At 74.9% G+C, this 11,897-nt stretch carries 9 protein-coding genes; 4 read left to right on the top strand and 5 right to left on the bottom strand.

Translation table 11 applies throughout. From position 1 onward, the window contains the following. A partial coding sequence (locus tag E2C05_RS22800; RefSeq protein WP_240046838.1) for a protein-disulfide reductase DsbD domain-containing protein occupies window positions 1–1,689 on the bottom strand: 1,689 nt, incomplete at its 3' end. A gap of 295 nt (window positions 1,690–1,984) precedes the next feature. Between E2C05_RS22800 and E2C05_RS22795 the strand changes: the two genes are divergently transcribed. Next, on the top strand, window positions 1,985–2,278 hold the full coding sequence (locus E2C05_RS22795) for a hypothetical protein (RefSeq protein ID WP_133221947.1): 294 nt from the start codon (window positions 1,985–1,987) through the stop codon (window positions 2,276–2,278). Window positions 2,279–2,611: 333 nt separating this feature from the next. Continuing rightward, window positions 2,612–5,095 (top strand): ATP-dependent helicase HrpB, encoded by a 2,484-nt coding sequence (gene hrpB, locus E2C05_RS22790; RefSeq protein WP_192912508.1) that lies wholly within the window; start codon window positions 2,612–2,614, stop codon window positions 5,093–5,095. 210 nt (window positions 5,096–5,305) lie between these two features. On the opposite strand, the gene phnE (E2C05_RS22785) is transcribed toward hrpB, so the two are convergent. Genes phnE (E2C05_RS22785) through phnC form a run of 4 tightly spaced genes read right to left on the bottom strand, consistent with a single transcriptional unit; the run spans window position 5,306 to window position 8,786 of the window. Continuing rightward, window positions 5,306–6,172 carry a phosphonate ABC transporter, permease protein PhnE gene (gene phnE, locus E2C05_RS22785; protein WP_133221945.1) on the bottom strand — a complete coding sequence of 289 codons (867 nt, stop codon included), beginning with the start codon at window positions 6,170–6,172 and terminating at the stop codon, window positions 5,306–5,308. Continuing rightward, window positions 6,169–7,071, bottom strand: a complete 903-nt coding sequence (gene phnE / locus E2C05_RS22780; protein WP_240046837.1) for a phosphonate ABC transporter, permease protein PhnE — start codon at window positions 7,069–7,071, stop codon at window positions 6,169–6,171. The genes phnE (E2C05_RS22785) and phnE (E2C05_RS22780) overlap by 4 nt, the downstream gene beginning before the upstream one ends. A gap of 3 nt (window positions 7,072–7,074) precedes the next feature. After that, window positions 7,075–7,977, bottom strand: coding sequence for a phosphonate ABC transporter substrate-binding protein (phnD, locus tag E2C05_RS22775; RefSeq protein ID WP_133221944.1), 903 nt, complete (start codon window positions 7,975–7,977; stop codon window positions 7,075–7,077). Between the two features lie 26 nt (window positions 7,978–8,003). Continuing rightward, complete coding sequence (phnC, locus tag E2C05_RS22770; protein WP_133221943.1) at window positions 8,004–8,786, bottom strand: phosphonate ABC transporter ATP-binding protein; 783 nt, start codon at window positions 8,784–8,786, stop codon at window positions 8,004–8,006. 144 nt (window positions 8,787–8,930) lie between these two features. Between phnC and E2C05_RS22765 the strand changes: the two genes are divergently transcribed. After that, window positions 8,931–9,902 (top strand): Bug family tripartite tricarboxylate transporter substrate binding protein, encoded by a 972-nt coding sequence (locus E2C05_RS22765; RefSeq protein ID WP_133221942.1) that lies wholly within the window; start codon window positions 8,931–8,933, stop codon window positions 9,900–9,902. A gap of 288 nt (window positions 9,903–10,190) precedes the next feature. Beyond that, entirely contained in the window at window positions 10,191–11,822 is a 1,632-nt protein-coding gene (locus tag E2C05_RS22760) for a GMC family oxidoreductase (protein ID WP_133221941.1), read from the top strand. The last annotated feature ends 75 nt before the right edge of the window (window positions 11,823–11,897 follow it).

Below are 11,897 nucleotides of genomic sequence, written 5' to 3'. Positions count from 1 at the left end.
GCTCGGCAGCAGCGCGAGCGCGCCGACCACCGCCGCGGCCGCCAGCGCCCGGCCCAGCCGGCCGCGGCCGGCGCTGCGCTGCGCCTGGCCCAGCGCCCACCCGGAAAAGCCCAGCAGCACGGCGCCGGCCAGCAGCAGCGCCAGCCCGTCCGGCCCGGCCTGCTGCGCCAGCACCCAGGCCAGCCAGGCGGCCGCGCCATACATCGGGAAGGCGAGGCCCTGCCGCAGCCGCTCCATCCAGGGGCCGGGCCGCGGCAGCAGGCCGGCCAGGCCGGGCGCGAGGCCGAGCAGCGCATAGGGCGCGGCCAGGCCCAGCCCCAGCGCGGCGAAGATCGCCAGGGTCTGCGGCGCCGGCAGGGCCAGGGCCGTGCCCACCGCCGCCGCCATGAAGGGCGCGGTGCAGGGCGTCGCCACCAGCACGGCCAGCGCGCCGGTCAGGGCGCTGCCGGCATGGCCGCCGCCGCCCGTCCCCGCCACCGCCGGGCCGCGGATGGCATAGACGCCCGACAGGTTCAGCCCGACCGCGAGCATCAGCCAGGCCAGCGCCGCGACGAAGGCCGGGGCGGTGAACTGGAAGCCCCAGCCGGCGGCGGCGCCGGCCGCCCGCAGCGCCATCAGCAGGCCGGCCAGCGCCAGGAAGGCCGCCAGGACGCCGGCCGTGTAGCTGGCGGCATGCGCCCGCACCGTCGCCCGGGCGGCGCCCGACAGCCGCGCCAGCGCCATGGCCTTCATCGCCAGGATGGGGAAGACGCAGGGCATCAGGTTCAGGATCAGCCCGCCGAGGAAGGCGAAGCCCAGCGCCTGCCACAGCGGCAGCGCGTCGCCGGCGCCTTCCACCGGGCCGCCGACCGGCGCCGCCACCGCATAGGCGGCACGCACCCCGGCGGCATCGGTGAGGGCGAGCACGCCATCGAGCGTCGCCGGGGCCGCCGCCCCCTCCGGCCGGGTCAGGGCCAGGGTCAGCCGGCCTTCGGCCAGCGAGAGGCGCTGCGGCGCGGCATTGTCCAGCAGCCCGCCTTCCGCAGGGAAGAAGGTGGCGTCGCGCACCGTGGCGGCGGACAGGCCCTCCCCCGCCAGGGTGAGGCTGCCGGCGCCACCGGCCAGCGCCGCCCGTGCCGCCCAGGGGGCGGGGCGGGGCGCCGCCGCCTCCGCCGCGGTGAAGAGCGGGGCGAGGGCGCCGTCGAGGCGGCCCGCGGCCTCCACCGGCAGGTCCAGGCGGAACCGCCCCTCCTCCGGGATGCAGACCTCGGCGCAGACCAGCCAGGTCGCCTCCGCCTCGATCGCCAGGGTGTCGCCCGGCGCCAGGCCGGCCGGCGGCACCAGGCGGAAGGGCAGCAGCACCTCCCCCTCATACCCGAAGGAGACCAGCGGCCCGGTCGGGATGCGCTTCGGCGCCGGCCAGCGGATGGGGTCCGCCGCCGCGCCCGCCGGCGCCAGCACCGCCACCTCGGGCGGGGCGCCGGCATCGCCGGGATTGCGCCAGTAGCTGTGCCAGCCGGGCGCGAGGCGCAGCCGCAGGCCGAGCTCCACCGCGTCCCCGGGGGCGACGGCGCGGGCGGCGGCGACCAGCGTGGCGGTCGCCCGCGGCGACCGCACCGCGGCGCTTTCCGCCGCCTGCGTGGCGTTGTCCCAGGCCGCCCCCCAGGCGGAGGCGAGGAGCAGCAGCGCGGCGAGCAGCAGGCGGGGCATGGCGGCAGGAATAGACCCGTTCGGCCCGGCGCCCAAGGACCGGATCTGGAACATGTCCATCGTTACGCATGCATATATCTAAATTTGCGACGATTTTCGAATTGCGTTAAGGGTCTAGAAACGCGTGACGAACCTTCGGCGGGCGGCGTGGTGAGAGCCTTCTGTCGTGCCGGCGCCGTCGCAACAGGGGAAATCCGATGCGAGGCAATCTTTTCCGTACCCTGCTGTCGGCCGCCGCCGCCCCCGGCCCGGCCCGGCGGCGCTGACCGGCCGTCGAGAGCAGGGGCCGCACGCCATGGCGCTGTTCACCGTTCTCGTCGGCGGCCGGCCCGTCCTCGTCTTCGCGGAGGAGGACCAGGAGGCGGCGACGGAACTCGCCACCTCCCTGATCGGCCCGGACCTGCAGGAATTCGAATCCGGCGGCCAGCCGGTCTGGGACGGGCAGGCGCCGCTCTCCGTCCGCGCCGCCGATGCGGCGGAAGCCGCCCGCTGGCGCGAGGGCCTGAAGGATGCGCAGGAGGACGGCACGGCGGGCGAGGACCCGGACGATTTCGCCGTCTTCCTCCTCGACCTCGACGAGGAGGAATAGGGGAGCAGAGGCGGGCGCGGCGCGCGGGCCCGTCGCCGGCCCGTCCCGCCGCGCCCACCGGGCCAGCCCGTCGCGGCGGCGTCCCCATCCGATCCTCGGCCTGATCCCGCCATCCGGGCATGGGGGGCATGCGCCGCCAGGCCCGCCGCCACCGCCCGGCCCGGGCTGGCCGACGCCGCCCCGCCCCTCCGCCCCTCCGCCACGCCGCGATGATGCGGCCGGCAGGACCCCGCGGCGCGGCGGCCCCTGCGGCCGCCCCGCCGTCCCCGCCGGAGCCGCGGCATCGCCCCGCGGCCTGTGACATTTCGCCGCGTCGCCCCTATGCCAGGCGCCATGCCGCCCGTCCCACCGGTGCCCGACCTGCCGATCGTCGAGGCGCTGCCGGCGCTGACCGCCGCCCTGCGCGCCGGGCCGAATGCCGTGCTGATCGCCCCGCCCGGCGCCGGCAAGACCACGCTGGCCCCGCTGGTGCTGATGCAGGAGCCCTGGGCCGAAGGCCGCAAGCTGCTGGTGCTGGAGCCGCGCCGGGTGGCCGCCCGCGCCGCCGCCCGCCGCATGGCGGATCTGCTGGGGGAAGGGGCCCCGGGCGGGACCATCGGCCTCGCCACGCGGCTGGACCGCGCCGTGTCCGACCGCACGCGGGTGGAGGTGGTGACGGAAGGCCTGCTGGTGCGCCGGCTGCAGTCCGACCCGGGGCTGGAGGGCGTGGCCGGCGTGCTGTTCGACGAGGCGCATGAGCGCAACCTCGACACCGACCTGGCGCTGGCGCTCTGCCTCGACCTGCAGCGGGCGCTGCGGCCGGAATTGCGGCTGCTGGCGATGTCCGCGACGCTGGATGGCGGCGCCTTCGCCGGGCTGCTGGGGGGCGAGGCGGCGGCGCCGACCATCGAGAGCATGGGCCGCGCCTTCCCGGTCGCGGTGGAGCACCGGCCGCGCGACATCCAGGACCCGCGCGACCTGCCGGAGGCGATGGCCGGCGCCATCCGCGCCGCGCTGCGGGCGCATGCGGGCGACGTGCTGGCCTTCCTGCCCGGCTGGGGCGAGATCCGCCGCACCGCCGAGCGCCTGTCGGGGATCGAGGCCGATATCCGGCTGCTGCATGGCGAGATGCCGCCGGCCGAGCAGGACCTGGCGCTCAATCCCGGGCCGCGCCGCAAGGTGGTGCTGGCGACCAGCATCGCCGAGACCTCGCTCACCGTGCCCGGCGTGCGGATCGTGGTGGATGGCGGCTTCCGCCGGGCGCCGCGGCTGGATCCCGCGACCGGCCTCTCCCGCCTCGTCACCGTGCGCATCAGCAAGGCGGCCGCCGAGCAGCGGGCCGGCCGCGCCGGCCGCACCGCCCCGGGCGTCGCCATCCGATTGTGGTCGGAGGCGCTGCATCGCGGCCTGGCGCCGCAGGACCGGCCGGCGATCCTGGAGGAGGAGCTTTCGGGCCTCGCCCTGGACCTGTCCGCCTGGGGGGCGGAGCCTGGCGCGCTGGCCTGGCTGGACCCGCCGCCGGCCGGCGCCATGGCGGCGGCGCGGGCGCTGCTGCGGGACCTGGATGCGCTGGACCGCGACGGGCGGGTGACGCCGACCGGGCGGCGCATGGCCCGCCTCGGCACCCATCCCCGGCTGGCGCGGATGCTGGCGGCGGCGGAGACGGAGGGGGAGAAGGCCATGGCCGCCGACCTCGCCGCGCTGCTGGAGGAGCGCGACCCGATCCGGGGCCGCGAGGCGCCCAGTGACATCGGATTGCGGCTGGACCTGCTGCATGGCGGCGACCACCCGAATGCCGACCGCCCCGCCATCCAGCGCATCCGCCGCGCCGCGGCGCTGCACCGGCGGCGGCTGGGCGTGCATGGCGGCACCTATCCCGAAGGCGACCCCGGCGCGCTGCTGGCCGCCGGCTTCCCCGACCGCATCGCCGCCATGCGCGGCGTCATGGCCGGCGCCTTCCGGCTGGCGAGCGGCCAGGGCGCCAGGCTGGCGGCGACCGACCCGCTGTCCAAGTCGCCGCTGCTGGCGGTGGCCGACCTCGAATTGCAGGGGACGGAGGCGCGCATCCGCATGGCCGCGCCGCTGGACCGCGCGGCGCTGGAGGCGCGCTTCCCCGACCGCTTCGTGCGCGAGGAAGGCGCTGGCTTCGATGCGCGGAGCGGCGCGGTGCAGGCCCGCCGCCGCCTGCGCTTCGGCCCGCTGGTGCTGGAGGACGCGCCGATCCCGCATGCCGACCCGGCCGCCATCGCCGCCGCGCTGGCCGCGGCGGTGGCGGAGCGCGGGCTGCGCGACCTGCCCTGGACCGATGCGGCGCGGCAGGCGCAGGCCCGGGTGGGCTGGATGCGGAAGACAGACGGCGCGGAGTGGCCCGACCTGTCGGAGGCCGCCCTGATCGCCACGGTGCAGGACTGGCTGGCGCCGCACCTGCACGGGATGACGAGGCTGGCGGAGCTTTCGGGTCTGAACCTGCCCGACCTGCTGCTGCAATCCCTGGCCTGGGACCGCCGCCAGCGGCTGGACGCCGCCCTGCCAGCCCGCATCCCGCTGCCGGCCGGCCGCAGCGCCGCGGTGGACTATGCGCGGGAGGTGCCGACGCTGGAGGCGCGCGCGCAGCACCTGTATGGCCTGGCCTCCCTGCCCCGCCTGGCGGATGGGCGCGTGCCGCTGCAGGTCGCGCTGCTGTCGCCGGCCGGCCGGCCCATCGCCGTCACCGGCGACCTCGCGGGCTTCTGGAAGGGCGGCTGGCTGGATGCGCGCAAGGACATGCGCGGGCGCTACCCGAGGCACAACTGGCCGGAGGACCCGGCGACCGCGCAGCCGGATCCGCCAAGGCGGTAGGCGCCGGCGCGGGAGGGCCGCTTGCCCCTCCCGGACCCTCCCCGCCGGGGCCTCAGGCGAGGCCCCGGGCCCCGGCACAGGTTTCATCGCTGCCCGAAGGGCCCCATCGAGGGCCGCTCGGGCAGCGATGACTGAGGACGGTCCAGGGGGCGCCTGACCCCTGGCAGGGGGAGTTCGAGGGGGACGGCGGACCCCCTCGTGACGCGCCCGTCAGACGCCCATCAGCCTTCGCCGCAGCCGGCCGGAGATGGCGTCGATCACCGCGACCATCACCAGGATCAGCGCGACTATGAAGGACACCACCGGCCATTCCAGCGTGCGGATCATCTCCGCCAGGATCAGCCCGATGCCGCCGGCGCCGACGATGCCGATGATGGTGGAGGAGCGGACATTGCTCTCGAACCAGTAGAGGCCCTGGCCGGCCATCACCGGCAGCACTTCCGGCAGGATGCCGAAGCCGATGCGGGCGGGGCGGCTGCCGCCCGAGGCGATGACGCCTTCCTCCGCCTTCCGGTCCGCCGCCTCGATCGCTTCCGAGTACAGCTTGCCGAAGATGCCGATATCGGCGGTGATGATGGCGAGCACGCCGGCGAAGGGGCCGAGCCCGACGACGCTCACCCAGATCAGCGCCCAGATCAGCTCGTCGACGCCGCGGATGCCGTCCAGCACCCGGCGCGAGAGGAAGCGCACCACCGCGTTCACCGTGGTGTTGCGCGCCGCCAGCAGGCCGAGCGGGAAGGCGAGGATCGCGGCGACGAGGGTGCCGAGGAAGGCGATGGCCAGCGTCTCCGCCAGGCCGTGCAGGACGGTGCGGACCTGCGCCCAGGAGTCCGGCTGCGGCGGCAGCATCAGCGTCAGGAAATGCAGCAGCTGGCCGAAGCCCGAGAGCAGCCGCGCCGGCTCGATCTCCAGCCGCCAGATGCCGAGGCCGAGCAGCGCCGTGCCGAGCAGCAGCGCCAGGACGACGCCGACGCGCCCCGGCGTCACCGCCCGGAACACGCCGGGATGCGCGAGGCGCAGCGCCGGCAGCCGGGCCAGCGCATCGGCGCGCAGCGCCTGCGGCCGCGGCGCGGTCATGGCGTTGCCCCGGTGATCAGGCGGCGGCGGACCTCGCCGGTCAGCGTGTCGATCAGCACGACGGTCAGGATGATGAGCACGAGCAGCGCCGAGACGTCGTTGTAGTAGAATTTGCGGATCGCCTCGATCAGGTCCTGGCCGATGCCGCCGGCGCCGACGAAGCCCAGCACGGCGGCGCCGCGCACATTGATCTCGAAGCGCAGCAGCGCGTAGGACAGGAAGCCGGGCAGCACCTGCGGCACCACCGCGAAGCGCGCCATCTGCGGCCAGCCGGCGCCCGCCGCCTCCAGCCCCTCAACCTGCTTCATGTCGATGTTCTCCACCACCTCGGAGAACTGCTTGCCCAGCGCGCCGAAGGTGTGGATGGCGAGCGCCAGCACGCCCGGCAGCGGGCCGAGGCCGAAGGCGATGACGAAGATCAGCGCGAAGACGATCTCCGGCACGGTGCGGCAGAATTCCAGGCAGCGCCGCACGCCCCAGCGCAGCGGCCGGCTGCGCACGATGTTGTCGGCCGACAGCAGGCCGAACAGGAAGCCGCCGGTCGCCCCCAGCAGGGTGCCGACATAGGCGATCAGCACCGTGTCGCCGAGCTTGGACAGCCAGTCCGGCAGGCCCCAGAACCATTCCGCCGGATCCAGCCAGACCCGCTGGCCGGCCAGGGCGCCGGCTTCCAGCGTCAGCAGCCGGTCGAAATAGCCGAGGAAGTTGCCGCCCTTCTCCCACAGCAGCAGCGGATCCGCGTCCACCACCCAGCCGCTGAGCAGCAGCAGGCCGAGCACGACGAGGCCGGTGACCAGCATCCGCCGCTTCTCGGCCGCGCGCACCCGGCCATAGGCCGCGGCGAGCGGCGCGAGCTGGTCCGAGGGCAGCCGGATCAGCTGCGCGCCGCCCGCCCGCATCGCTCAGCTCCGCTGGCGGCGCAGGCCGTCCACGAAGCGGTTCAGCTCGATGATCGGCTGGTAGGCGGCGTTGTCGGTCGGCTCCCAGGGGCGCTGCTTGCCGTCGGTCAGCCGCTCGAACAGCGCCGGGTCGCGCTGCGGCAGGTCCAGCACCGCGGCGCGGATCGCCGATTTCAGCTCGGCCGGCAGGGTCGCCAGATAGGCCATGGGGGAGTTCACGATCTGGTCGGACCGGAAGATGATGCGGAAATCTTCCGCCTTCACCATGTTCTTCCGCGCCATGCGCAGCAGGTTGCTCTCCTGCTCGTCGTTCCACCAGTTGGCGGCGACGTCCACCGTGCCCTGCTGCAGCGCGATCACCGCATTCTCGTGGCTGCCGGTATAGACCACGCGGCCGAAGAACTGCTCGGGGTTGATCCCCATCCGGTTCATCGCGAAACGCGGCACGTTGTTGCCGGAGGTGGAGTTGGGATCGACCAGGCCGAGATTCTTTCCGCGCAGGTCCTCGATCTTCTGGAAGGGGCTGTCCTTGCGGACGTAGAAGACCGAGTAGTAGCCCTTGCTGCCGTCCTGGTTCACCTCGATCGCGAAGGCCTCGATCTGCGCGCCGGTCATCAGGGCGCGGGCGAAGGCGGAAGGCCCGTAGGCGGCGATGTGGATGTTGCCGGCGCGCTGGCCTTCCACCACCGCGGCGTAGTCGTTGGCGACGCGCAGCGTCACCTTCGTGCCCAGCACGCGGGCCAGGTGTTCGGTGAAGGGCGTGTAGCGGTTGATGACGCCCTGCGCGTTCTCCGCCGGGATGACGGCGAAGACCAGCTCGGGGAACTGCCCGCGCCAGGACTGGGCGGGCGCGGGCGTGGCGGCGAGCGCGGCGGCGGCGCCCAGCAGGTGGCGGCGGCGGAACATGGTGCGGGTCTCCGTCAGGGGTGGGGTCAGGCGATGACCGGCACGCGCGGGGCGGCGGTGCCGACCGCCTCGGCCGCTTCCAGCCCATAGAGCTGGCGGGCGGCGGCGTCCGTCAGCGCCTCGGGCGGCCCGTCGAAGACCAGCCCCCCGGCGGCGAGCCCGACCAGCCGCCCGCAATAGGCGCGGGCGAGGTCGAGCGAATGGATGTTCACCAGCACGGTGATGCCGTAGCGCCGGTTGATGTCCTGCAGCGCATCCATCACCAGGCGGGCATTGCGCGGGTCGAGCGAGGCGACCGGCTCATCCGCCAGGATGATGCTGGGTTCCTGCACCAGGGCGCGGGCGATCGCCACGCGCTGCTGCTGCCCGCCCGACAGGCTGCCGGCCGACTGCGCCGCCAGCCGGGCCATGTCGAACTGGTCGAGCGCCGAGAGGGCCACGGCCCGGTCGGCCTCCGGCCACAGCCGCAGCAGGGCGCGCCAGCCGGGCAGGTGGTTCAGCCGCCCGACCAGGACATTGGTCAGCACGTCGAGCCGGGGGACGAGGTTGAATTGCTGGAAGATCATGGCGCAGTCGGTGCGCCAGCGCCGCAGCTCCGCCCCGCGCAGGGCGGTGACGTCGCGGCCATGCTGCAGCACCCGGCCTTCGGTCGGGTCGGTCAGCCGGTTGATCATCCGCAGCAGCGTGGACTTGCCGGCGCCCGACCGGCCGATGACGCCGACCATCTGGCCGGCCGGCACGGACAGCGTCACGGCATCCACCGCGGTCACGGCCCCGAAGCGCCGCGTCAGGCCCTGCAGCTCGAGCATCGGCATCCCCCGTTCTGGCGCGGGCTATACGGGCGGCCGGTGACGGGCCGATGATGCTTCGATGACAAGCATGTTGCGGCTGCCGGGGCTTGATCCCCCGCCGGGGCACGGCCAGCCTGCCCGAAACGCTTCCGGGAGACCGCCATGTTCCGCCGCCGCGCCCTGCTGGGGGTGCCGCCCCTGCTGCTGCCCGCCCTGGCCGCCGCCCAGGCGCCGGAGGGCTTCCCGGCCCGCGCCATCACCGTCGTCTCGGGCTATGCCCCGGGCGGGGTGACCGACATCACCAGCCGGGCGGTGGCGGACCGCATGGGCCGCGAACTGGGCGTGCCCATGGTGGTGGAGAACCGGGCGGGGGCCGCCACCTCGGTCGCCTCCACCGCGGTCGCCCAGGCGAGGCCGGATGGCTACAGCGTGCTGATGGGCACCTCCACCCTGGCGATCAACCCGGCGCTGCAGCCCAACCTGACCCCGCGGGAGCCGCTGAAGGAACTGGCGCCGGTCGGCATGGTGTTCCGCACCGCCTTCGTGCTGCATGTCCATCCCGCCCTGCCGGTGCAGGACACCGCCGGGCTGATCGCCTGGTGCCGGGCCAATCCGGGGAAGCTCAATTTCGGCAGCAGCGGCACCGGGGCGGTGAACCACCTGGCGCAGGCGCTGTTCGCCCAGCGGGCGGGGATCGAGGTGACGCACATCCCCTATCGCGGCGGCGCGCCGGCGCTGCTGGACCTGCGGGCGGGGCGCATCCAGGCGATGTTCCAGGCGGTGCTGGAAGCGCTGCCGAGCCTGCAGGACAAGGGCACGCGCGGCCTCGCCATCTCCTCGGCCGAGCGCAGCGCGCTGCTGCCGGACCTGCCGCCGGTGGCGGCCGCCCTGCCGGGCTTCGACGTGGTGTTCTGGCAGGGACTGTTCGCGCCGTCCGGCACGCCGGCGCCGGTGCTGGCGCGGCTGGAGGCGGCGCTGGCCGCCGCCACCCGGGACCCGGCGCTGCAGGCCCGCATGGCCGAAAGCGGCGTGGTCATCGCCCCTGGCGACGCCGCCGCGCTGCGGCGGCTGCTGGAGGAGGAGACGGCCATGTGGGGCGGGCTGATCCGCGCCGCCGATATCCGCCCGGACTGACGCCGCGGCCCGGGGAGACGCGAAGGCGCCGGACGGCGCCCGGCGCCACGGGGTCCCGCCGGCGTCGCCGCGCGACGTCGCCGCGCACCCGCGGCGCGGCGGGCCAAGGCCCTCCCCCTGTGCCCTGGCCCCTATCCCCTGGCCCCCTGTCCCCTCGCTTCGCTTGCCTCGGGATCGCCAGCCCCCTGCGGGCATGCGAATGCAACGGCCAGTGCCCGGGGACGCCATGCAGACTCCATCCGCGCCGCGTGCCATCCTGCCGGGCAAGGGAAGGGAAGGAGGCGTCGCATGCCCGAAGGGCTGCCGCAGCGCGACCAGGTCGCGGCGGTGCACAGCACCGACATCCTCGTGCTCGGCGCCGGCTCGGCCGGCTGCATCATCGCCACGCGGCTGTCGGAGGACAGCGGCATGCAGGTGGCGCTGATCGAGGCCGGGCCGGCCGCCTGGCGCGACCCCTGGATCCGCATCCCCGCCGGCTTCGCCCGGCTCTATGCCAGCGGGAAATACGACTGGCGCTTCCATACCGAAGCCGAGCCCGGGCTCGACGGCCGCAGCATCCACTGGCCGCGCGGCAAGGTGGTCGGCGGCTCCGGCGCGGTGAACGGCCTGGTCTTCCTGCGCGGCAGCCCGCGCGACTACGACCGCTGGGCGCAGTCCGGCGCCCGCGGCTGGGGCTATGACGACTGCCTGCCCTTCTTCCGCAAGCTGGAGACCTGGGCCGGCGAGCCTTCGGAGGAGCGGGGGACCGAGGGGCCGATCCACACCTCCGAGGCGCGGCACACCTCCCCCGGCGCGCAGGCCTTCATCGCCGCCGCGCTGGCCATGGGGCACAAGCGGGTGAAGGACTTCAACGGCGCCTGGCACGAAGGCGTCGGGCCCATGCCGCTGAACATCCGGCGCGGCAAGCGCAGCCATTCGGCCGACACCTTCCTCAAGCCCGCCCTGGCGCGGCCGAACCTGCGGGTGATGCCGGACCGGACCATCCAGCGCCTGCTGTTCGACGGCATGCGCTGCACCGGCGCGCTGGTGCGCGGCCCGGCGGGGCTGGAGCGCTGGGAGGCGCGGCGGGAGGTGGTGCTGAGCGCCGGGGCGATCGGCACGCCGCACATCCTGCAGCTTTCGGGCATCGGCGACGGCGCCCATCTGCAGGAGATGGGGATCGGCACGCGGCTGCACGCGCCGGGCGTGGGCGCCAACCTGCAGGACCATTTCCTGCAGCGCCTGCGCTTCCGCGTGAAGCCCTGCGGCACGGTGAACGAGATGATGCGCAGCCCGCTCGGCAAGCTGCGCATGGCGGCGCGCTACGCCTTCGACCGGCGCGGGCCGATGAGCATCGGCGCGGCGGAGGCCAACCTGTTCGCCCGCGTGCTGCCCGGCGCCGAGGAGCCGGACATGCAGTACCTATTCGTGAACTTCACCGTCACGAACTACGACCAGGGCACCGACCCGCATCCCGGCTTCATGTTCAGCGGCAGCCTCTGCCGGCCCGAGAGCCGCGGCACGATCACGCTGCGCAGCCCCGACCCGGACGCGAAGCCGGTGATCCGCGCCAACTACCTGGAAGCCGCCTACGACCAGCACCTGATGGTGGAGGCGGTGAAGTATGGCCGCCGCCTGGCCGCCATGTCGCCCCTGGCGGCCCTGATCGAGGAGGAGCTGACCCCCGGGCCGGCGCAGCGGAGCGACGACGAGATCCTGGCCCATATCCGCCGCGACGGCGGCACCGTGTACCACCCCTGCGGCACTGCCCGGATGGGAGAGGATGCGCTGGCGCCGGTGGACAGCCGGCTGCGGCTGAAGGGCGTGCAGGGGCTGCGCATCGCCGATGCCAGCGTCATGCCGCTGGTCCCGTCCTCCAACATCCAGCCGGCGGCGCTGATGATCGGGGAGCGGGCGGCGGCCTTCCTGCGCGCCGGCTAGGGCGGATCGCGGCGCGGCGGCGCCGCGCACGCCGGACGGCAGGGCGGCCCGCGCAGCCGGTCGCCCGCGCAGGCC

The sequence above is a fragment of the Paracraurococcus ruber genome, from assembly GCF_004353985.1.
GTDB lineage: Bacteria > Pseudomonadota > Alphaproteobacteria > Acetobacterales > Acetobacteraceae > Paracraurococcus > Paracraurococcus ruber.
The sequence above is the reverse complement of the archived record's forward strand: the minus strand, read 5'-3'. Positions and strand labels throughout refer to the sequence as shown.

What these genes read in the sequence shown, in the direction of transcription:
- E2C05_RS22795 (WP_133221947.1), top strand. Translation starts at nt 1,985, where the DNA reads ATGGCGCTGTTCACCGTTCTCGTCGGCGGCCGGCCCGTCCTCGTCTTC.
- hrpB (WP_192912508.1), top strand. Translation starts at nt 2,612, where the DNA reads ATGCCGCCCGTCCCACCGGTGCCCGACCTGCCGATCGTCGAGGCGCTG.
- phnE (WP_133221945.1), bottom strand. Translation starts at nt 6,172, where the DNA reads ATGACCGCGCCGCGGCCGCAGGCGCTGCGCGCCGATGCGCTGGCCCGG.
- phnE (WP_240046837.1), bottom strand. Translation starts at nt 7,071, where the DNA reads ATGCGGGCGGGCGGCGCGCAGCTGATCCGGCTGCCCTCGGACCAGCTC.
- phnD (WP_133221944.1), bottom strand. Translation starts at nt 7,977, where the DNA reads ATGTTCCGCCGCCGCCACCTGCTGGGCGCCGCCGCCGCGCTCGCCGCC.
- phnC (WP_133221943.1), bottom strand. Translation starts at nt 8,786, where the DNA reads ATGCTCGAGCTGCAGGGCCTGACGCGGCGCTTCGGGGCCGTGACCGCG.
- E2C05_RS22765 (WP_133221942.1), top strand. Translation starts at nt 8,931, where the DNA reads ATGTTCCGCCGCCGCGCCCTGCTGGGGGTGCCGCCCCTGCTGCTGCCC.
- E2C05_RS22760 (WP_133221941.1), top strand. Translation starts at nt 10,191, where the DNA reads ATGCCCGAAGGGCTGCCGCAGCGCGACCAGGTCGCGGCGGTGCACAGC.